This window comes from Microcoleus sp. F4-D5 (genome assembly GCF_036704885.1).
GTDB lineage: Bacteria > Cyanobacteriota > Cyanobacteriia > Cyanobacteriales > Microcoleaceae > Microcoleus.
This window is the reverse complement of the sequence record NZ_JAUBSX010000001.1, coordinates 24,980-46,466: the sequence shown is the minus strand read 5'-3', so window position 1 is coordinate 46,466 and position 21,487 is coordinate 24,980. Positions and strand designations below refer to the sequence as shown.

Here is a 21,487-nt window from a genome sequence, read left to right as displayed (position 1 = left end):
TTAGCAAGTATCTATCCTCACTTCACCCTTCTTCTGATTCTTCTCAGCATCCTGTTAGCTTCTTCCCTCCCGCGAAACTTCCAAACTAATAAATAACACATCAAACAAAACCCGTAAATTCCTAACACGATCGCACTTTCTTCCGGTGAGTTGGTAGTTCTATCGAACTTCCCGCTATTGGGACTTGCTTGGATGTTGTTAGTTCGATCGATCGTGCGATCGCCCGCTTGCAAGTTAAAATTGTGTTGTTCGGTCGCATTACTATTTTTAAATGTGCGATCTATTTCTTGAAATGACTTCGCCTGTTCGCAGCTTGTTAAGGATAATCCAATAAGGATAAAAATTAGGAAATAACAGGGCGATTTCACGATTTTTACTTCCATTTATAGAGAAAGCGACTAAATGAATATAGGACTGACTCGTGGGAAGGCAGAAACCGGGTTTTTTGGGAAATACTTCATACACAGCGACCGATTCCGTGAAAAACGCGGTTTCTTTGGTCTGAGTGCGTAATTCCTGCGAATAATTTCTACAATAGCGGTGTATGATTTTCTCGATCGCACATTAATACGATCGTACCATTTTTTTCAAGTCGCAGCTACGGGTAAGGAATCAGTATTGCCGAGATGTGCTAACAAAACGGGCGATCGCGATCACGCTGATTCAAGCGCTATAATCTAGCTAATAGATTGCATTCAAATTCTGTTGGTTAATTGCAGATATTTGTCAGGATACGGCAGTGCCGTATCCCTACCCGAATTGTTTGTAGGGACAGGACACTGCGGTGTACTCTAACCTGGATGTTATTCAATCTCAATTAGATAGCAAACAATGACACTGAAAGAATTAGAAAAAAAACTACTTGCCTTAACTCCCAGTGAAAAAAGTCAGGCAATACAGCTATTGGTCGAAAGTTTAAGCAATACTTGGCAAGGAATAGAAAAAACTCAGGGCGTGTGCGGTGGCGATGCGAGAATTGCCAAAACTCGCATACCTATTTGGTCGATGGTAAATTATCGCATTCTGGGTGCAAATGATGTGCGAATTTTGCAAGATTTTCCTCATTTGAGTGCAGCAGATTTGGCGAATGCTTGGGCTTATGCTGAGGCACACCCAGAGGAAATTCAAGCTGCGATCGCTAGAAATGAGGAACCCTAAAACATGGCGCGAATTTGCTAGAATCTAACTAATATCAAATCCGAGCGATCGCACTTATGACTGTACAAGAATTAGAAACTCAAGTCTTAACCTTAAATGCGGTTGATAAAGCTCAACTAATCAGCATCCTAACTCAAACTTTAACCAACGGTTCTCTAGGCATTAAAAAAACTCCTGGTGTGTGCGGAGGCGATGCTTGTATCGGCAATACTCGCATACCAGTTTGGTCACTGGTGTGCGATCGACGTTTAGGTGCTTCCGATGGTACAATTATACAATCATTTCCCGATTTAACCGCTGCTGATTTGGTAAATGCCTGGGCTTATGCCGATGCTTACCCAGAAGAAATTGAACAAGCAATTATAGAAAATGATTGAGATAGCAAACTATGACACTGAAAGAATTAGAAAAACAACTCCTTGCCTTAACTCCCGCTGAAAAAACTCAGGCAATACAGCTATTAGTCCAAAGTTTAAGCAATACTTGGCAAGGAATCGAAAAAACTCCCGGCGTGTGTGGTGGTAGGGCTTGTATTGCGGGGACTCGTATCCCTGTTTGGGTAATGGTTGAAGCTCGTAGTATAGGATATAGTGAAGCCGATTTGCTAGAAAATTATCCCACTATTAGTGCGGCGGATCTGGCAAATACCTGGGCTTATGCTGATGCCTATCCTGATGAAATTGAACAGGCAATCCGAGAAAATGAGGAAGCCTAAAACATGGCGCGTTTATATTCAGATGAGCAATACCCAATAGCTGTTGTCAGAATTCTGCGAACTCTCGGTCACGATGTTTTAACAGTTCAAGAAGCAGGAAATGCTGGACTTAAAATTCCTGACGATCGAGTGTTAGAATTTGCAACGAGTGATTCTCGATCGGTGTTAACACTCAATCGGCAAGATTTCATCCGACTGCATCGCATCCAACCTAATCATTCTGGTATTATTACCTGCACTAACGATCGCAACTGGGAAAGGTTGGCATCACGTATTGATGAAGCTATTTTTGCTGAAGAAACATTGACTGGCAAATTGATTCGGGTAATACGTCCCCAAAGCTGAAAAAAAGCCCCTCGCCCTTCCCGACCTCACAACCTTACAATTAAATCCCCCATTGCTCCCAAGATTAGGTAAAATTATTGGCGTGTCTGAGGATAAACTATATGCGCTGGGTTCGATATATTGCGATCGCCATTATCAATGGTTTCGGTGTCGTCATCGGTATTATTTGGGTTGCAGTCCCCACAACAGTGGCTCAACCTTCCCTAAACTACCAACTCGCACTCTCTGGGCAACAGCCAGACGGCGAAACTCCGCAATCCCTTTCGGAACTCTACAAATTGCGCGATCGGCTCAAAGTACAATTAGATAACCTTGCCAAAACTTCCGACAGCGCCCCGTTTCCTGCAGAACTTTGGAAATCAGCAATCCACCGCCAGCAATCCCAAACTCTGACGCAGCAACTCCAAGACGTTCAAAGTCAGATTCAAATAGAAGAAAGAGCCAAATATAATTGGGACGATGCTGCTAAATTAGCCGCCCAAGCAGTCGAAATTGGACGCACTTCTAATCCTTCTTCTGTTACTTGGGAACAGTCCCAGCGCCTGTGGCAGTTGGCTATCAATACGCTGCGACTCATTCCTCACGATTCTTTTTTGGCCGATGGGGCGATCGACAAAACCATCGAATATCAAGGAAACCTCAGTGTCGCAACCTATGAAATGCAAGTTGCACGTTCTGTAGAGAAAATTAGAGCCGAGGAAGAAGAGATAAGAGAGCGAGCCCGCCAAGAGCAAGAGAAAAAAGAATTTGCTCGTCGAGAAATAGAGAGAAAAGAGCAAGAGAAAAAAGACAGGGCTAGAAAAGAACTTGAAAGGCAAGAATTTGAAAGGCAAGAGTTAGCCAGACAAGAACTTGAAAGGCAAGAATTAGCCAGAAAAGAACTTGAAAGACAAGAATTTGAAAGGCAAGAGTTAGCCAGAAAAGAACTTGAAAGGCAAGAATTAGCCAGGAAAGAACTTGAAAGACAAGAACTTGAAAGGCAAGAATTAGCCAGGAAAGAACTTGAAAGACAAGAACTTGAAAGGCAAGAATTAGCCAGAAAAGAACTTGAAAGACAAGAACTTGAAAGGCAAGAATTAGCCAGAAAAGAACTTGAAAGACAAGAGTTAGAGAGAAATCAGCAAGCAACTTCTCAACCAACTCCTGAATCAACTGCAACACCAACTCCCGCCCCAGTTACACCCGCTGCGTCCCCGCCGAACTTTTTCTTTGCGGGAGATACCAACAGAGATGGCCAAATTAACGAGCAAGACGAAGCGGGAAAAGAACAATGGTCTTTGTCCAAGGGCGCGCTAATTTTATTTAACGATCGCAATAACGATCGCGGCAAGATACCGACTTGGAAACAAACCAAAGTTAACGCTCCCCGCCGTGCAGCGATGCTTTCTCAAGTTAACTTAACACTGTCTGAAAACTTCAAAACCTCTCAATTATTTATCACTGCTGACAGCATTGCTAGCCCTCACATCAGCGTTTTTCAGAAGACTGGCGACGGATGGAAACCTGTAGATATATCCGGCGCTCAACCTCTAGTTTTCAGCACGGATATTGTTTTAGGTGTGGAAGCAAAACAATTTGCCGATCGCAATTGGAACGGGACTGTAAATCTCAAAGCGACTGCCATAAACAACGGTCAAGAAATCGCCTCCACAACAATCCAAATGGGCGTTAGTCCTTGGATGATAGCGCCAAATACAGCACCAGTAACCGAAGTTCAAGTCAGCGACAGAGGCTCGGTAAACAGCGAATTTATCTCGCAATTAAAAGAAGCAGTAGAACCCACGGGCGCTCAAGTAAAAATTCTCCAGGGCGATCGCACTTGGATGCAAGATACCCAGAAAAATGGATACGTTCAACTTCCCGAAAAATCTGAAATACGCCAGTTTAATGTAGCCATAAAAAGCAATAGCGACCCAGACAAAAACCCGCCTGTTAAATTAACTCAAGACCGGGATTTGAAAGTATTTAACATTGGCAATCCTCGCTCTTTAGACCCCGTAACTCAGTGGTCTGACGGATACGGCAATTTGCAGGTGACGCCGCCGATTCCCGGATACCCAATGGGTCGAGTTTATTACGGGAATTCGGGAAATGCTGGTTTTAATCCAGAGTTACTTGATTTTATTCAAGCTCAGAGAATTCAAGGGCCGCCAGTAGATATTGATACTTCTTGGCTTTTGACTCGCCAAGTCGATGAAATTATCAATTTTATTCCCGCTCAAACTCCCGGACAATATGTAATGGCGATCGCCAGTCCCGAAGCCGGAGTTAAGCTGTTGGAAGAATTGGAGGGAAGAGGTTACGGCGATGTTACTATTAATCGCGGTTTGAGCACTCAAACAACAGTCAGCGCCGCCTTGCAAAATCGCGCTTTAATTCAACACAATCTCTATTTGCAACAGCAGAAACTTAATCCGATTGTAGAGAAGTTGAAAAGAGAGTTTTTACTCGGAGACGACCAAATTATTCAAGTTCCGGTGATGTTTGGCTACAGCGGTTATGCTTGGTGGCCGAATATGGTTAATTCGGTGCCAGTTAACGGCAAGTTGTTAGTTTCAAATCCTCGCGGGGCAATGATTGACGGTGTAGATTACACTCAAGAAAGATTGCGCCAACTGCTGCTTCCTGCTGGCGTCAGCGTTAGTTTTCTGGATGACAGATATTATCAAGAATTGAAAGGAAACGTGCAGTCGGCGACGAATACTGTGAGGAAGCCAGAAGACCGGCCTTTTTGGCAGTCTTTGCCTAATAATTGAGTCCGGTAGTAATTTGCGATCGCAATTTGTACTCAATATTTACGGAAAATTGGTAAATTGCGATCGCCCCTGCCGACAGATTTCTCTATCGACGCGGACGGCAATTTGTCAAGGGCCTTGCGGTAGCTGTTCAGTGCAGGCGATCGCACCAGTAACGTAAAATGTCTAAAAGCGGTCTTTCTAATATAAATTTAGCCCCATGAGCGACGAACAGGAAAAAAAACAAATTTTGACTCAGCAGCCGGAAACAATTTCTCCTACCAGCGATGAGATCGATCGCACTGAAATTGCCAGCGCCGATTCCACTTCCGAACCCGCAGAAACTCCGGTTGAAATTGCCGCGCCCGAAGATATTTCAACCGCAATGGATGAAGCAGAAACAATTCCAATTGCCCCCGATATCGCGCCGGAAACAACTCAACCTGCAAGTTATCCGCCTCCCATAATTCAAACGGCAAGTCCCGAGCCGCAACCAGCTCGAAAGTGGCAAATTTTGGCAGTTTTTCTCAGCGGAATGTTAGTCGGTTCCGTACTGAGTCTCGGCAGTTTGCTAGCGTGGAGAATGTATCAGGAAAGAGCGAACATTCAAATCAGACTGCCCGCTGACGTACCCCTTCCCCAAAGCCCTCCGCCTGTCCCAGCAGCGCCCGCCAACCGCCTGCCCGGAGTTCCCCCAGCACCCGGCCCGGCACGGCCACCAGCAACCGCCCCGTCGCCCAATCCCACTCAAATACCCTCCCTGTCAGGGGTTCCGCAACTTGCTTCGCCGTCGCCGTCCCCGTCGCCGCTGCCTTCTCCTTCACCCGCTGCGGTTGAAACCCCTGTAACTGAGCGAGTAAACTTTCAACCTGGTACTACGGGAACTACTCTAAACAGTAGTTTGCGAGCCAACATATCCAAGCGCTACTTACTGGAGTGCAATAGCGGCCAAAGCATGACAGTAAATGTTCAAGAAGGTCAAGTTAGTGCAGAAATTATTGCTCCTAACGGTGAAAAACTGGGTACTGCAAATAGTACCAGTCAGTGGCAAGGTCAACTAGCCAGCAGCGGCGATTATACTATTGAAATTTCCGGCGACCGAAAAGCAAACTACGGTGTTAGAATTGAAGTCAAATAGCAAGTATAATTGTATCAGGGGGTAGTTACAAAATACATAAACCCGCCCTGGTTGCCAATTACAAATTACCCATTACTAATTACCAATGGTCGCACAAGTATTTCCAAGCATCTATGAAGCAAAAACTCAAGAAATTGCCAAAGAAATCCTGCGGGCAACTCAAGAGAAAAAGCGATCGTTTTTTGGCCAACTGCAAGACCAAATGCGCTGGGACGACAAACTGATGGATTGGGCGATGGCTAGCCCTGGATTGCGGGTGCAGTTGTTTCGATTTATTGACTGTTTGCCCGCCCTCCGCAGCAGGCCGGAAATTGCCCGCCACTTGCAAGAATACCTGACTGCCCAAGAGGTAGAATTGCCCGAAGCATTAAAAAAATTGCTCAACTTTGCTAGCCCTGATTCGGTTCCGGGTCAATTGGCGGCGACGACGGTTGCGCCTGCTGTGGAAACTTTGGCGCACAAGTATATTTCTGGGGAAAATATCAAGCAGGTAATTAAAACTTTAGAGCGACTTCGCAAAGATAAAATGGGTTTTACAGTTGACCTTTTGGGGGAAGCTGTCATTACTGAAGCGGAGGCGCAAATTTATCTTAACCGCTATTTGGAATTGATGGAGGAACTCGCGAATGCAGCGAAGAATTGGTCGCAGGTAGATGCAATTGACAAAGCTGATGATGAAACTTTGCCGCGAGTGCAAGTATCCGTAAAATTAACGGCTTTTTATTCTCAGTTTGACCCGTTGGATGCTAAAGGTAGCGAGGAGAAAGTAAGCGAGAGAATTCGCCTGTTACTGCGCCGCGCGAAGGAGTTGGGCGCGGCGGTTCATTTCGATATGGAACAGTATGCTTACAAGAGTTTAACTCTGAGCATTCTCAAAAACTTATTGTTAGAAGAAGAGTTTCGCAGTCGCACGGATATTGGAATTACACTGCAAGCCTATTTGCGCGACAGTTTCCAAGATTTGCAAAACCTGATTTCCTGGGCAAAAAAACGCGGAAATCCGGTAACAGTGCGGCTGGTAAAAGGCGCTTACTGGGATCAGGAAACTATCAAAGCGATGCAGAAAGATTGGCCGCAGCCGGTCTACAATGACAAAGTTGCTACCGACGCAAATTTCGAGCAGATGACGCAGTTGCTGCTAGAAAATCACGAATATTTGTATGCAGCTATTGGCAGTCATAATGTGCGATCGCAAGCCAGGGCGATCGCCATTGCCGAGACTCTCAACATACCGCGCCGCCGCTTTGAAATGCAAGTGCTGTACGGCATGGGCGACAAATTGGCTAAGCTTTTGGTCGATCGGGGTTATCGCGTCCGAGTCTACTGCCCCTACGGCGATTTGCTGCCGGGAATGGCTTATTTGATCCGCCGTTTGCTGGAAAATACCGCCAACAGTTCTTTCATCCGGCAAAGTTCCGAAGAAATGCCGATCGAACAATTGTTAGCCGCACCAGTTGCCAGTGGCAATGACCAGCTAGTTTACAGCAAAGTATTTCCCAACGTTGCCGATACCGACTACGCCAATACCAAACTGCGCCAACAATCAGAAACAGCCATCAAATCAGTGCGCGCCCAGTTAGGTAAAACCTATTTACCCCTAATCGATGGCGAGTACCAAAATACTGAAGTAACAGTTAACTCTCTCAACCCTTCCAATCCCGCAGAAGTAGTCGGCAAAATCGGATTGCTTTCCCAAGAACAGGCAAAACAAGCCCTTGAAGCAGCAAAATCAGCCTCCACCAGTTGGAGAAAAACCCCGGTCAGACAGCGCGCCGGCGTCCTCCGCAAAGCAGCAGAATTGATGGAACAGCGGCGGCACGAACTGTCAGCTTGGATGGTGTTTGAAGTCGGCAAACCTGTCAGAGAATGCGATGCCGAAGTCTCCGAAGCTATTGATTTTTGCCGCTACTATGCCGACGAAATGGAACGGTTGGAACAAGGAAAAAATTACGACGTAGCCGGAGAAACCAACCGCTACACCTATGGGCCGCGCGGCATTTCTTTAATCATTTCACCTTGGAATTTCCCCCTCGCAATTCCCGTCGGCATGACAGTTGCATCCCTAGTTGCTGGAAATTGTACTTTGCTCAAACCTGCGGAAGTTTCCTCAGTAATTGCAGCAAAAATCACCGAAATTTTGCTAGAAGCTGGCATTCCCAAAGGCGTATTTCAATACGTGCCTTGCAAAGGTTCAACCGTCGGCGCTTACATGGTGAAACACCCCGACGTTCACATGATTGCTTTCACCGGTTCTCAGGAAGTTGGCTGTCAGATTTATGCCGATGCTGCGATTTTGCAGCCGGGGCAAAAACACCTGAAACGAGTAATTGCTGAAATGGGCGGCAAGAATGCAATTATTGTCGATGAAAGTGCGGATTTAGACCAAGCAGTTGCAGGCGTAGTTTATTCGGCATTTGGCTACAGCGGCCAAAAATGTTCCGCTTGTTCGCGAGTAATTGTGGTCGAATCGGTGTACGATAATTTTGTAGCAAGATTGGTAGAAGCAACGCGATCGCTCAATGTCGGCCCAGCAGAAAATCCCGGCACTCAAGTCGGCCCCGTGATCGATGCAAATGCCCATTCGCGCATCCGCGAATACATCGAAAAAGGTCGCGCTGAAGCTAAAATAGCTTTAGAAATGCCGGCACCGGAAACCGGTTATTTTGTCGGCCCAGTCATTGTTACGGAAGTATCGCCGACAGCAACTCTCGCCCAAGAAGAAATTTTCGGCCCGGTTTTGTCGGTGATTCGGGCAAAAAATTTCAGCGAAGCGATTGTTATTGCTAACGGCACGAATTTTGCTTTAACCGGTGGATTGTATTCTCGCACGCCTTCGCATATCGATCGAGCCGCATCCGATTTTGAAGTGGGAAACCTGTACATCAATCGCGGAATTACCGGCGCTGTGGTATCGCGGCAACCCTTCGGAGGATTCAAACTTTCCGGAGTTGGTTCTAAAGCTGGCGGCCCGGATTATTTGCTGCAATTCCTCGAACCCCGCACCATAACCGAAAATATTCAGCGACAGGGTTTTGCGCCGATTGAAGGAGTGGATGATTAATCGTTCCTTTATTGGCAGTGAGGACTTCAGTCCTCTCTCTGGCTGTTAAGTTGGTAAGGTGCGCCTAGCGCACCTTACAATGGGGTAACAGAAAAAAATTCTGCGATATTAGCTAGTTATAAAATGGAATCTACTAAAGATCGCGATCGGCAAAATTCTCAAAACCCTTCACTTAACAAGTGGCTGCGATTGTTAATTATAGTTGTATTAGTCATAGGTATATTTTTTCGTTTCGCAAATCTCGAAAATAAAGTTTACTGGATAGACGAAGCTTACACATCCCTGCGGATTTCTGGCTATACAGAAGCTGAATTTATTCAGCAAGTAGTTGACGGTGAAATTCGGGACATTAAATATTTACAAAAATATCAACGGATCAATTCAGAAAAAACTGTTTTAGATACCGTAAAAGGATTGGCATTAGAAGAACCTCAACTTGCTCCCCTGTATTTTATAGCAACGAGATTTTGGGTGCAGGTGTTCGGCGATTCAGTGGCTGTAACTAGAAGTATGTCAGCGGTTTTTAGCGCGCTGGCATTACCTTGTATGTATTGGCTGTGCTTAGAATTATTTGAGTCGCCGCTGACAGCTTGGTTGGCAGTTGCAATATTAGCTGTATCGCCTTTTCAGATAGTTTACGCTCAGGAAGCTCGACCTTACAGCTTGCTGGTAATGATAATTTTACTGTCAAGCGCAGCCTTGCTGAGAGGAATGCGGCTAAAAACTAATAGCAGTTGGGCAATTTATGCAGTAACAGTTGCTCTGGGATGTTATTCTCACCTCTTATTTGCACTGGTTGCAGTCGGACATGGAGTTTATGTAACAATTATTGAAAAATTGCGGTTTAACAAGACTGTAATTTGCTATTTGCTAGCATCAGTTGCCGGATTTATTGCTTTGTCTCCTTGGACTATAGTTTTTTTAAACAATTCGGGCAATGCCAGTCAGAAAACAGCATGGCAATCTATAGAAAGGCCTATTTTAGACTTGGTAAGAAACTGGTTTTTGAACGTTAACCGTCAATTTTTTGATGTGGGCTTTTACTCTGATTTCTCGCGAATATATTGGATATTTAGTCTGCCAGTTGTTTTGATGGTTTTAATAATTGTTGGGTATTCTTTTTATTTCCTTTTAAATCAGACAGAAATGCGTCTTTGGTTGTTTGTTGTGACATTGACGTGCGTGACAGTAGTATTATTTTTACCAGCAGATTTAATTGGAGGAGGGATTCGCTCTATCAACACTCGCTACATGATTCCCTGTTATTTAGGAATACAGATATCTGTTGCTTACCTGCTAGCTGAAAAAATTACATATCCGACAGGGACAGTCCCATTGTACAAGATGTGGAGGCTGGCTCTAGCTGCTTTGCTTTCTATTGGAATTATATCCTGTAGCATTTATTTGCGATCGGACTCTTGGTGGAATAAAGACCGATCGTATCTTAACATCCCGATCGCCCGCACAGTCAACTCAGCTTCTCGACCATTAATGATAACCGACTTGTGGGTGTACAGTGTAGATACGATCGGAAATTTGTTAACTCTGAGTTACTTAATAGATGCAAAAGCTAAATTTTTAGTATTGCCGCCGAATGTTGTTAAAATACCCCCCAATTTTCAGGAAATCTTTTTTTACAAAATTTACCCTGAATTAAAAACAAAAATAACGACAAATAGTAGGTATAAGTTAGAGCCGCTATACAGTCAAAAAAACGGAGATGTCTGGCTAGAAACATTAACAGTTAAGTAAATAAATATATAGTTGGAAAAAATGAGTTTTAAAACTGTCCCTAAATGGTTAATTTTTCTGGCTGTTATTGTATTAGTAATTGGCATTTTGTTCCGGTTCGCCAATCTCGATCGCAAATTTTACTGGATTGACGAAACATATACTTCTTTGAGAGTTTCTGGCTACACCGAAGCCGAAATCATCAAACAAATTTCCTACCAAAAAATAACCTCGCCCTCGGATTTACAAAAATACCAGCAGATAAATTCCGAAAAAACTTTAAGCGATACCCTGAATTCTTTAGCAACAGAAGACCCCCAACACCCGCCGCTGTATTACGTACTAGCGCGATATTGGGCGCAGTGGTTCGGCAGTTCCGTTGCCGCAATGAGAAGTTTGGCCGCCGTGATTAGCCTGCTAGTATTTCCCGCAATTTATTGGCTGGCTTGGGAGTTATTTGAATCTTCAGCAGTGGCGTGGATGGCCATGGCACTTTTCGCAAGTTCTCCCTATCACATCTTGTTTGCCCAAGAAGCGAGACAGTACAGTTTGTGGACGGTAACTACTATTTTATCCAGTGCAGCCTTGCTGCGAGCAATGCGCCCTGACGAAAATCAAAATCCTCTCGCCCTCGTTCTTTCCTGGGCGCTTTACGCAGTCACAGCAACACTGGGATTTTACACCCAGTTGTTATTTGTCTGCGTCGCCGCAGCCCACGCAATCTACGTCGCAGTCATTGCCAACTGGCGCGATGTGAAAACATTTATTGCTTATTATATAGCAGCTTTTATCGCTTTAATCGCCTTCATGCCTTCCCTCGTAAATACTGTAGAAAACTTCAATCAAGTTAGAAGCACAACAGTATGGTCAGAACAGACCAATCTCTTAAGATTAGTCAGCAGGTGGGTGGGTTCCCTCACCATAGCCTTTTTTGATATAGGGATTGATGGAACTGCCAACGCCACACAGCTAGCCTTGCTAATTCCAGTTGGTATCATGATTCTAGCTTTAGTCGGCTATGCCCTTTATTTTCTGTGCCGACATACACCAAAGCGAGTGTGGTTATTGATATTATTATTAATTGCAACAACTGGTTTGTTTTTAGCAGTACCTGATATAATGAAAGGTGGAAGGCGATCGGCAAATCCGCGATATTTAGTTCCTTGTTATGTGGGAATTCAGCTAGCAGTGGCTTACCTGCTGTCTGCAAAAGTTAGTAACAATTTGGATAACTTCAAACAGCAAAAACTGTGGAAAATAGTTATAGTTGCAGTGTTTTCCGCAGGTATTATATCCGGTGGAGTTAGTTCTCAAGCAGACAGTTGGTGGAATAAAGGCAGCGGTTGGTTGCGCGCCCAGTTGGAAGTAGCTGGGACTGTCAATCAAGCGACCAATCCCCTAATTATCAGCGATACCAATATCGCATATATCATGCCTTTAAGTTATCACCTAGAACCAAAAGTCAAACTGCTAATAGAACCGCGCTGTTACACTTCTTGCTACAAAAATCGAGAATTGGCACAGAAAAAACCGCAATCCCCGCAAATTCCAGACGGTTTCAGCGAGTTGTTTTTATACAGACCTTCCTCAACTTTGCGATCGGCAATTCAGCAACAAAACTATCAAATAGAGGGGGCTGACGCTAATGTTGAGCTTAATCTCTGGAGAATTACCAAAAAATAACCTAAAAAATTCAGGCAAAAAAATGTCTTATTCACCGAGACATACTGCCCAGAAAAGTGGTTTTTGGAAGTAGGTCGCAACTATAGTTCAATAGGGTTTATTTTCGCGTTAAGCTAGAAGTTAAGAAGCAAAAAGTAACATTAAAAATCAAAAATCACAGTCACTGAAACCTCGAATATTCGCAAACTGCTGTGCGATCGAGACTTAGGGCCGATCCCTCACCTAGAAAAGTGCCTAAATGATTTACACTTGTCTGCGATCGCCAGTGGAGAGAAATTCAAGGTAGAACCTTACGATATAGAACTCAAAAGCTGCCCCACTAAGAAGCATCCCAACGACCAAAAACCCCTCGTCACGCAGTCAGTGTTAATGAAAATCCCCCTGACTGGGAAAGTTGAAGACAAAATGCACCTATATCCGATCGCAAATGCAGAACCAAATCGACTTCAAAATTATCGGCTGGAGTGCCTTAGAACGCCGCCAATACGACATTCAGGGCATCCCCTTAAAGCAGCCGCCAAAATAGACGGCAGATGAATTACGAGTTGGTATTCGATGACCAAACTACGGCTGCATCACCCTGTGCCGCCAATTTGACTTAACTTGCGCCGCCAATTTTTAATTTGGCTTGTAGGGGCGGGTTTCACCAACAATATTTAGGTTAATTAACAATCTATAAAACCCGCCCGTATCCCACGGTAAACCCCTTGTACATTTTTCGCATTCAATACAAATCAATGTTGATGTAGATTGTTAGTTGTGTGGGGGCGGGTTTATGTAGATTGTTAGTAGCAATTCGATATTGTTGGTGAAACCCGCTCTTACGAAATCTGGTAACAGTATGTCAAGCCAATTACCAATTACCAATTACCAATTACCAATTAATTCAAACCGCTCGATTGGCAGTTTCCGCAAGAATCCTCTTAATTTGAGCAGGAGTCAGGTTCGGATTAGCCTGTAACATCAAAGCTATCACCCCAGCTACCTGCGGCACCGCCATGGAAGTACCCGCAAAATATCGATAGGGAATCCCCGGTTGAGAAAGCGTTACAGTTGAATAAACGTCACCAGAATCTGCCCTGCCACCGTCGCCGCCCCCAGCAACAAAGTAATTAATTGTCTCCGCACCCGCCCGGTTAGAATAATCTGCAAACAGGCCATTTCGGGTAACACCACCGACCGCAATTCCTACCTCATTGGCAAACCGAGCCGGATAATCTACTTGTGGGCGAGCATCATTTCCTGCCGCCGAAATCACGATCGCACCTTGAGCTTCAGCGGCTCGAATCGCATTCAATTCTTGTTCATTTAACTGTAGGCCGCCCAAACTCACATTAATTATTTTAGCTCCATTTGCCACCGCATAATTAATCGCATTAATTTCATCCCTAATTTTCCCTACTCCCGCACTATCGAGTATTTTCACAGGCATAATCTTCGCAGTCGGAGCCGTTCCAGTAATCCCCACCCCATCTTTTTTGGCAGCAACTAAACCAGAGATATGAGTCCCGTGATTGTTATCATCCATCGGGTCATTATCGTTATTGACAAAATCCCATCCTCGGAAATCGTCAACAAAGCCATTGCCATCATCATCAACCCCGTTGCTAGCTTTATTGCGACCGATCGCATCAACACCGGTTTCCCCCGCATTGCTCCAAATATTCCCCGTCAAATCAGGGTGATTGTAGTCCACTCCGCTGTCGATAACTGCCACCACAATTCCGTCTCCAGTCAAGCCCTTCGCCCAAACTTCTGGAGCTTTAATTAAATCTCTGCCCCACTCGTCGCCGCCCAAATCGGGAACATCAGGAAAAGTTGCAGTACCTTGAGCTTTAGCAACTGCCGCCGCTGCATTCACCAAACCGAACCCAAAACGAGAGTCAAAACCCTGCAAGTTGCTCGGATTGTTAGGAGAAACAGTTGCCTGGGTTGCAGACAGATTTAGGGTAAAATTGGTACTGCCTTGGTATTGATAAACTCGGACAAAGTAAGTTCCTGCTGCCAAAGCGTTGAGGTCGATCGCTTCCGGCGATAAATCAGGTTGTTGAGAAGAAGCAATAATATCGGTAAAGTCAATAGAATTGTCGCCGTTAATATCTTTAATCACAGCAACGTCAACATCGGCCGTCAAACTGCTGACACTTAATTTAAAGTCGCTAGTTGCAGGCAAAGTAAAGCGGTAAAGGCCGTCTGGCCGGGCGTTGCTAACCGAGTCTGCGATCGTTTGAGTGCCGCCCAAAACGCCTAAATCGCGAGCTCGATCGAGTTGGTTGCCGAATACCGTAGTTGCAGAGATGAATGTACCGGCGAGGTCTTGTGGAGATGCGTTGGCTACCAAGCCTAAAATAGCATTGGATTGGCGAATTTTAATTAATGTATTGGAAATACCGGGGGCGATCGATATTTCTTCGAGAATCAAGTCAGCTTCGGTAAGATTGTCAGTCAGTCCGATCGAATCCACAAAACTGTTAAAGTCAGTAATAACGTCTGCAGCAGCCGGATCGGAGACTGCGGAGTCGCTGCGGAGGACAAAGGTATCTGGGCCCAAACCCCCTGTCAGCGTATCTTTGCCCCCATCGCCGACTAAAACGTCGCTGCCGTCACCGCCGTTGAGGGCGTCTCCTCCCTTACCTCCCTGCAAAGTATCGCTGCCGGCCTCGCCCAACAGGATGTCGCTGCTGACACCGCCGTTTAGCAAATCGTTGTCCGCACCCCCGAACAGGGTATCGGAATTGCCACCGCCGAGAATGCGATCGTTACCATTATCGCCGCTAATTATTTCGGCATCCGACGAACCGACTATAAAATCGTTGCCGCCGAGGGCAAAAAATCCGTTAGGATAAGAAGTCAAAAAGCCCGGAGTCAAGGCGAAACTATTGGGGCTATCATCTAAAAGATAGGAAAGACCGTCTGGGCTCGGGCCGGGCATAGAAATGTACTCCTAGCGAGGTATATCGATCTAAATTTTAGATTTTAAATTTAAGTTTGTGGTTAAAAACGCCCTAAATAGTCTGTAAGACGCGCATTACGCACAGTCTGTAGAGGCCTGCACAGGTTAGGTTAAAGTGAGATATTGCACCATTCTCAATTACTTGTTTAGGAACAGGCTTTTCGGCCTGTTCCACAAAAATGTTGAGTTATTGTGGAACGGGCCGGAGAGCCCGTTCTTGACAATTGTGAAACATCTCATGTCAAACAGATTTATTCGGTCATATCATGCCGTAAATTAACCACAATTCCGCCTGAGTCCCTCTAAAACATAAAATCTAAAACAGTATAACTTAATCCCAAATTCAAAATCGGGATCGGAAAATGGGAAAACCACACTTGCATCGAATTCAGAATTTTTTGAAGATCGCGAAGTCGCATTTAAAGCCTTATTTGCGCTATGTGATTTTGGGCGGGACGTTTTTATTTATTGCCAAAGCTTTTTTAACTCACTGGCGAGAAGTCGCGAATATCCAAATTCGAGCCGAAACTTTTCCGTTGCTGGCGATCGCCCTCGGCGTCACTTTACTTTCTCTAATTTTTGTCGGCTGGGTGTGGATGTTGATTTTGCGGGAATTCCGCCAACCTGTAACTGCCGCCTGGGCGATTCAAGTTTTTCTCAAAACTAATATTGCCAAGTATTTACCGGGGAATATTTGGCATTTTTGGGGTCGAATATTGGATGCGAAAAAAGCGGGTATTTTTCCGAAAGCTGCTACTCTCAGCGTGTTGCTGGAACCGCTGCTGATGGCTTCTGCTGGCGTGCTGATTGGGTTGATTTGTTTTGACAAATTCAATTGGTTGTTGCGGCTTGTCGGTTGTGCTGTTATTTTAACGGCGATTCATCCCCGAATTTTAAATCCTATCGTCCTATTGGTAGAGCGGTTGAAGTTATCCAAGAACAATGAAGAAAATTCAAAGGCTGGGGAGGCGGCAGGCGAAGCACTGAATTTTCGTGCAGAGTCTACCTCCAATCTAGCTAAAAAAACATCGAATGTCAAGTCCCGCCGCCACATTAATTTGCCAATAAAACGCTACCCTTTAGTGCCGTTAATCGGACAAATGTGTTTTATCGGATTGCGGGGCTGCGGATTTTTGCTAACTGTAACTGCTTTAACTCCGGTGAACTTTAGCAATATTCCCAACTTGTTAGGTGCTTTTTGTTTAGCGTTTGTTGTCGGTTTAGTCCTACCGGGAGCACCGGGGGGAATGGGAGTATTTGAAGCAACGGCGATCGCCCTGCTGTCCGATCGCTTTTCTACGGGTATAATTCTGAGTGCGGTGGCTTTGTATCGGATAATTAGCATTCTGGCGGATGTTTCCGGTGCTGTTTTGGCAAAGCTCGATCGCCAGCGCGATCGGCACAGTAAAAAAAGGCGAATTTAATTGTTTCAGCATAAGTCCCGGCTGAGAATGTTAGATTATGTGCGATCGAACAACAAACCTGTTTGATTGGGGATGCGATATCAGATTAAAGCATTTTTTCCAGAAATTGCTTGGCGCGATCGCTCTTCGGGTTGCTAAAAAACTCCTGCGGCGGCACATCTTCCGCCACCTTTCCCCCATCCAAAAACAATATCCGGTGGGCGACTTCCCGCGCAAAACCCATCTCGTGAGTTACAATCGCCATTGTAATTCCCGTTTTCGTCAAAGCTTTCATCACGTCTAACACTTCTTTAACCATTTCTGGATCGAGTGCAGAAGTCGGTTCGTCCATCAACAAAATCTCCGGTTCCATAGCCAAACAGCGCGCGATCGCCACTCGCTGTTTTTGTCCCCCCGAAAGCTTAGAAGGATAAACTTCCGCCTTATCTGACAAACCCACTTTTTCCAACAATTCCAATCCCTTTTGACGCGCTTCATCCTTAGCAACCTGCTTCACCTTTACAGGTGCATACGTCACATTTTGCAGCACAGTCATGTGCGGGAACAAGTGGAAATGCTGAAAAACCATCCCCACTTTCTGGCGAATTTTCAGAATATCTGCTTTCGGCGCAGTAATATCCACTCCGTCAATGTATATATGTCCAGAAATCGGAATTTCCAGTAAATTCAAACACCGCAAAAAAGTAGACTTGCCGCACCCCGAAGGGCCGATAATGGCAATCACTTCTCCTTGATGAATTTCAGTAGTTATCTCCCGCAAAACCTTCAGATTGCCAAAAGATTTATACAGGCGATCGACTTTAACTGCTAGTTTGGAGTCTGCGTTCGAGTACATTTGCCCCCCAAGTTAAACTAAGCACCATCAGATAATAAATTGCGCCGACAAATATCAAAGGTTCAAAGTAAATATACTTTTCAGCTCCTACAATTGTACCGCGCCGCAGCAAATCTTCTACACCAATTACTGAAACTAAAGCTGAATCTTTGAGCAAAGCAATACTTTCATTTACCAATGCAGGCAAAATATTTTTTAATGCTTGCGGCAAGATAATATCGCCCATCATCAGTTTGTAAGGAACGCCAAGAGATTCTGCGGCTTCTTTTTGACCTTTATCTACGGCTTGAATTCCGGCGCGGATTGTCTCGGAAATATAAGCCCCTGAATTGAGGAAAAAAGTAATGACGCCAGCTTGCAGCGCAGATATATCATACCCCGTAAGCTGCGGCGTTGCAAAATAAACTAAAGTCAACTGCAAAATTAGCGGCGTTCCTCTAAAAATTGAAGTGTAGGCAGTGCCGAACCAGGCCAGCGGTTTAATGCTGGAAATTTTGAATAGAGACAGCACGATTCCCCAGATAAATCCGAGAAATGCCGACAGCAAGGTAAAAGTTAGCGTTACCCCAATGCCGGACAAAATATAAGGCAAACTCGGCAAGATTTTGCCAAAATCCAACCCGAACTTGGAGGCTACCGCAGGCTGATTTGCTGGATCTGTTTCTTGCGGAATTGGTCGAGAAAACCACTTAGTAGCTAGTTCCTTAATTTGACCGCTGTCCTTCATTTGCTTGAGGACTCGGTTGAATTCTGGAACTAATCTCGAACCTTTGCCAAAGGCGATCGCCGAACCGCTTTCTTCAGTATTGGGAATTGTGTTAAATTCCAAGTCCGGGTTCGCTGCTGCATAACCCGTAGCGACAGTATCCTCGATTACTCCCGCCGCGAGGCGGTTCGATTTAATTTCTTGAATGATGTCAGGAATCCTATTGAGAGGAGTCAGTTGCACCCCGGCCATTTTTTTCACAGCTTCCTGCTGAATGCTTCCGAGTTGAACGCCTACTTTTTTCCCGGCTAAATCTTCAGCTTTGGTCAAATTGCTGCCTTTATTAGCTACAATTGTATTTTGAGCTTCGTAGTAAAGGTCAGAAAAATCAACATTTTTTTTCCTTTCTGCTGTGGGAGTCATTCCAGCCATCACAAAATCGGCTCTTCCCGCCTGCAAAGCCGGAATTAAGCCGTTAAAATCCATGCCCGTTACTTTCAGTTCGTAGCCCAATTCTTTAGTAATATATTTGGCAATATCGATGTCAAAACCGATGATTTCGTTGCCGCTAACAGCCGTATCTTTAAATTCATAGGGCGGGTAGTCTGGGGAAGTCGCCAGTGTTAAAGTCTTGTTGGTTTGGGCGTAACTGGCGCTAGCAATTAAGCAAAAGGCGATCGCGATCGCGATCGCCGCCGCCAGCATTGATTTTAATTTTAAACGTTTCATATCGAAAATTGTCCTCAAAAATCCCCTCACCAACAAAACATACCACAAATCGGAATCAAGTCATCCTTGTAAAGAAATATCTAATCCTGGACTAACGGGTTGCCAGACACCGAGTTTGACAGACCAAAAAACTGCATAATTCGCCTGTATTAATGCTAAATAACAGGTTATAAATTTATTGATGCTGTCAGCAGTAATAAAGATATATAAGATATATAATTGTGCTGCTAACTTATATTGAAAAAATGGTTGATTGGAAAAATTTTAACATTATAGAAAGAAAAGCTCGTCCGCAAAACTCCCACCTATGTTTTACCGTTGTCTTTGTTGTGAACGGTATTTGTAATGATATAAAGTCCCGGCGTAACGCTGATAAAATCGCTGACTAGGATGCAGCACAGAGCTTCTACCTCCACAGAAGTAGCATTGTCTTTGTTTTCTTTAATATAGTTGGTCGCTCAATTGTTGATTGACGGTAATTCCCGTTTCTCCGGGAGTGTTGTAAATAGCGGGGTTGAACGCTTCAAACCGAGAAGCTGCGCCTTGGGCTGCACTATCAAAATAAGGGTTGATTAAAGGAGCTACATCATCAGAAGTAAGTTTTTTGCCCCAATTTGAACATTAGTGCCGATCTCGATGAGGAACTGATAGCTGAGTTGATCGAGGGTGATTTGAGAGCCGCCATCCCCGTCAAAGTTGGTGCGAGTCATGGGAGTGCAGGTAGGGCGATCGTACCCAGGGTTGTTTGTTGCTTGCAACCGCGTTCTCAAACCATCAGTTCCAGTAAAGCGAGTATCGAAATTCAACCGCACCCGATCGCCCGAGTTGTCAGTAGTTTTGTCTTCACCCACAGCTTATTTAACAGCCTGTTCAACTTTTGGGCGATTGACCAAAACCACAAACCTAATGCCTCTATTAAAAGTCATGAATGTAAATTCAAGTTAGTGAAGGTATTATTCACTAAACCGAGTTTATGAAAATTTTGTTAAAAAAGTTAGCTATCAAAAAAGAAACTATTACCTATTGACTTTTTTTGAATTCTTGTGGTATATTTTAAATAATGGAAGTGGTGGCAAAAATTAAATTTTTGCCACCACTTCCATTATTTAATTGTAGTTTATTGAAAGCTTGGAGTCAAGCTTTTAACCCCAAAAAAAAAGGATTTTTTTTGATTCATTCAACTAAAATTAATCGACTACCCTTATCAATTCTCCCTTGCCGTCAATCACTTCACCGATCGCCCAAGCACCAATTCCCTGAGATTCAAACCATTTAACAGCGTGTTCTACTTCCCTGGGAGCGACCAACAGCACAAACCCAATCCCCATATTAAAAGTATTGAACATATCTGCTGTGGCAACTTTGCCTGCTTCAGCAATCCACTGGAAAATCGGCAAATTTGGCCAGCTATTGCTGTCAATTTTCACAGATTGATTTGCTCCCAAACAGCGGGGCAAATTTTCCGGCAAACCGCCGCCCGTAATGTGAGCCATGCCGTGAATTTCTAGACCGCTGTTAATTGCTTCGAGGACTGGTTTAACATAAATTTTAGTCGGAGTTAGCAGCACTTCTCCTAAACTTTTGCCGCCTAACTGTTCGGGTTGGGAATGCCAGTCAAAACCGCAATCGCCCGCAATTTTTCTCACCAAACTAAAACCGTTGCTGTGCACGCCCGAACTTGCCAGCCCCACAGCCACATCTCCCACCTGCACCCGCGAACCGTCCAACAATTTGCTCTTTTCGACAATTCCCACGCAAAACCCCGCCAAATCGTACTCTCCCGCTTGGTAAAAACCGGGCATTTCTGCCGTTTCCCCTCCGAGCAAAGCACAGCCCGCTTGCTTGCAACCGTCCGCTATCCCCGCCACCACCGCAGCTAATTGTTCGGGATTTAACTTTCCCGTCGCTAAATAGTCGAGAAAAAAGAGGGGTTCGGCCCCGGATGTCAGCACGTCGTTGACGCACATAGCCACCAAGTCGATACCTACCGTATCGTGCCGATCGAGATTGTGGGCCAATTTCAACTTAGTCCCAACGCCGTCAGTACCCGAAACCATCACCGGCTCTTTTAAACCCTCCGGAACGCTGAAAAAACCGCTAAACCCGCCGAATCCGCCCAAAACTCCCGATCGGTGCGTACTCTTGACCATACTCCCGATCCGCGAGACAAAAGCTCTGCCCGCTTCAACGTCCACACCTGCTTCTCGATAATCCATAAGTCTGCCTGCATCGATTTCCAGTTTTTAGTTTATGCCCATAACAGTTGACAAACAG

Annotated in this window: 17 protein-coding genes; 11 read left to right on the top strand and 6 right to left on the bottom strand. The window is 44.9% G+C overall.

Features of this window, described 5'->3' with window-relative positions; all coding sequences use genetic code 11:
• Positions 1-17 precede the first annotated feature (17 nt).
• On the bottom strand, positions 18-368 hold the full coding sequence (locus QUA80_RS00220) for a hypothetical protein (RefSeq protein WP_333420264.1): 351 nt from the start codon (positions 366-368) through the stop codon (positions 18-20).
• Between the two features lie 463 nt (positions 369-831).
• On the opposite strand from QUA80_RS00220, the gene QUA80_RS00215 reads away from it, so the two are divergent.
• From QUA80_RS00215 to QUA80_RS00170, 10 genes are all read left to right on the top strand, one after another.
• Positions 832-1,158: a DUF433 domain-containing protein gene (locus QUA80_RS00215; protein WP_333420262.1), complete on the top strand. Its 327-nt coding sequence runs from the start codon at positions 832-834 to the stop codon at positions 1,156-1,158.
• A 56-nt stretch (positions 1,159-1,214) separates the two neighbouring features.
• The gene (locus QUA80_RS00210; protein ID WP_333420260.1) at positions 1,215-1,535 is read left to right on the top strand and encodes a DUF433 domain-containing protein; all 321 of its coding nucleotides are present in this window, start codon (positions 1,215-1,217) and stop codon (positions 1,533-1,535) included.
• A gap of 11 nt (positions 1,536-1,546) precedes the next feature.
• Positions 1,547-1,873: a DUF433 domain-containing protein gene (locus QUA80_RS00205; RefSeq protein WP_333420258.1), complete on the top strand. Its 327-nt coding sequence runs from the start codon at positions 1,547-1,549 to the stop codon at positions 1,871-1,873.
• Between the two features lie 3 nt (positions 1,874-1,876).
• The gene (locus QUA80_RS00200) at positions 1,877-2,218 is read left to right on the top strand and encodes a DUF5615 family PIN-like protein (protein WP_333128313.1); all 342 of its coding nucleotides are present in this window, start codon (positions 1,877-1,879) and stop codon (positions 2,216-2,218) included.
• A gap of 101 nt (positions 2,219-2,319) precedes the next feature.
• Positions 2,320-4,974: a protein-arginine deiminase family protein gene (locus QUA80_RS00195; protein WP_333420256.1), complete on the top strand. Its 2,655-nt coding sequence runs from the start codon at positions 2,320-2,322 to the stop codon at positions 4,972-4,974.
• 13 nt (positions 4,975-4,987) lie between these two features.
• On the top strand, positions 4,988-5,134 hold the full coding sequence (locus QUA80_RS00190) for a hypothetical protein (RefSeq protein ID WP_333420254.1): 147 nt from the start codon (positions 4,988-4,990) through the stop codon (positions 5,132-5,134).
• A gap of 39 nt (positions 5,135-5,173) precedes the next feature.
• On the top strand, positions 5,174-6,091 hold the full coding sequence (locus tag QUA80_RS00185) for a hypothetical protein (RefSeq protein WP_333420252.1): 918 nt from the start codon (positions 5,174-5,176) through the stop codon (positions 6,089-6,091).
• Positions 6,092-6,176: 85 nt separating this feature from the next.
• A complete protein-coding gene (gene pruA, locus QUA80_RS00180) occupies positions 6,177-9,152 on the top strand; it encodes an L-glutamate gamma-semialdehyde dehydrogenase (protein ID WP_333420250.1) in 2,976 nt (991 codons plus the stop codon).
• A 123-nt stretch (positions 9,153-9,275) separates the two neighbouring features.
• On the top strand, positions 9,276-10,904 hold the full coding sequence (locus QUA80_RS00175) for a glycosyltransferase family 39 protein (protein WP_333420249.1): 1,629 nt from the start codon (positions 9,276-9,278) through the stop codon (positions 10,902-10,904).
• 21 nt (positions 10,905-10,925) lie between these two features.
• Entirely contained in the window at positions 10,926-12,566 is a 1,641-nt protein-coding gene (locus QUA80_RS00170; RefSeq protein WP_333420247.1) for a glycosyltransferase family 39 protein, read from the top strand.
• An 886-nt stretch (positions 12,567-13,452) separates the two neighbouring features.
• Here QUA80_RS00170 and QUA80_RS00165 read toward each other — a convergent pair.
• A complete protein-coding gene (locus tag QUA80_RS00165; RefSeq protein ID WP_333420244.1) occupies positions 13,453-15,498 on the bottom strand; it encodes a S8 family serine peptidase in 2,046 nt (681 codons plus the stop codon).
• Between the two features lie 383 nt (positions 15,499-15,881).
• Here QUA80_RS00165 and QUA80_RS00160 point away from each other — a divergent pair, with 383 nt between their 5' ends.
• Positions 15,882-16,943, top strand: coding sequence for a UPF0104 family protein (locus QUA80_RS00160; protein WP_333420242.1), 1,062 nt, complete (start codon positions 15,882-15,884; stop codon positions 16,941-16,943).
• An 85-nt stretch (positions 16,944-17,028) separates the two neighbouring features.
• Here the strand turns inward: QUA80_RS00160 and QUA80_RS00155 are convergent, their stop codons facing one another.
• The 4 genes from QUA80_RS00155 to purM all read right to left on the bottom strand — a co-directional run bounded on the left by QUA80_RS00155 (position 17,029) and on the right by purM (position 21,429).
• Positions 17,029-17,778 carry an amino acid ABC transporter ATP-binding protein gene (locus QUA80_RS00155; RefSeq protein WP_333420240.1) on the bottom strand — a complete coding sequence of 250 codons (750 nt, stop codon included), beginning with the start codon at positions 17,776-17,778 and terminating at the stop codon, positions 17,029-17,031.
• A complete protein-coding gene (locus QUA80_RS00150; RefSeq protein WP_333420238.1) occupies positions 17,744-19,213 on the bottom strand; it encodes an ABC transporter substrate-binding protein/permease in 1,470 nt (489 codons plus the stop codon). Before QUA80_RS00150 ends, QUA80_RS00155 begins: the two co-directional genes overlap by 35 nt.
• Before the next feature lie 581 nt (positions 19,214-19,794).
• On the bottom strand, positions 19,795-20,064 hold the full coding sequence (locus QUA80_RS00145) for a hypothetical protein (protein ID WP_333420236.1): 270 nt from the start codon (positions 20,062-20,064) through the stop codon (positions 19,795-19,797).
• Between the two features lie 336 nt (positions 20,065-20,400).
• On the bottom strand, positions 20,401-21,429 hold the full coding sequence (purM, locus tag QUA80_RS00140; protein WP_333420234.1) for a phosphoribosylformylglycinamidine cyclo-ligase: 1,029 nt from the start codon (positions 21,427-21,429) through the stop codon (positions 20,401-20,403).
• Positions 21,430-21,487 lie beyond the last annotated feature (58 nt).

Bases quoted from the DNA above. Each gene is read 5' to 3' on its own strand.
- QUA80_RS00185 (WP_333420252.1), top strand. From the start codon at position 5,174: ATGAGCGACGAACAGGAAAAAAAACAAATTTTGACTCAGCAGCCGGAA.
- purM (WP_333420234.1), bottom strand. From the start codon at position 21,429: ATGGATTATCGAGAAGCAGGTGTGGACGTTGAAGCGGGCAGAGCTTTT.
- QUA80_RS00175 (WP_333420249.1), top strand. From the start codon at position 9,276: ATGGAATCTACTAAAGATCGCGATCGGCAAAATTCTCAAAACCCTTCA.
- QUA80_RS00165 (WP_333420244.1), bottom strand. From the start codon at position 15,498: ATGCCCGGCCCGAGCCCAGACGGTCTTTCCTATCTTTTAGATGATAGC.
- pruA (WP_333420250.1), top strand. From the start codon at position 6,177: ATGGTCGCACAAGTATTTCCAAGCATCTATGAAGCAAAAACTCAAGAA.
- QUA80_RS00150 (WP_333420238.1), bottom strand. From the start codon at position 19,213: ATGAAACGTTTAAAATTAAAATCAATGCTGGCGGCGGCGATCGCGATC.
- QUA80_RS00155 (WP_333420240.1), bottom strand. From the start codon at position 17,778: ATGTACTCGAACGCAGACTCCAAACTAGCAGTTAAAGTCGATCGCCTG.
- QUA80_RS00205 (WP_333420258.1), top strand. From the start codon at position 1,547: ATGACACTGAAAGAATTAGAAAAACAACTCCTTGCCTTAACTCCCGCT.
- QUA80_RS00200 (WP_333128313.1), top strand. From the start codon at position 1,877: ATGGCGCGTTTATATTCAGATGAGCAATACCCAATAGCTGTTGTCAGA.
- QUA80_RS00160 (WP_333420242.1), top strand. From the start codon at position 15,882: ATGGGAAAACCACACTTGCATCGAATTCAGAATTTTTTGAAGATCGCG.
- QUA80_RS00210 (WP_333420260.1), top strand. From the start codon at position 1,215: ATGACTGTACAAGAATTAGAAACTCAAGTCTTAACCTTAAATGCGGTT.
- QUA80_RS00215 (WP_333420262.1), top strand. From the start codon at position 832: ATGACACTGAAAGAATTAGAAAAAAAACTACTTGCCTTAACTCCCAGT.
- QUA80_RS00195 (WP_333420256.1), top strand. From the start codon at position 2,320: ATGCGCTGGGTTCGATATATTGCGATCGCCATTATCAATGGTTTCGGT.
- QUA80_RS00170 (WP_333420247.1), top strand. From the start codon at position 10,926: ATGAGTTTTAAAACTGTCCCTAAATGGTTAATTTTTCTGGCTGTTATT.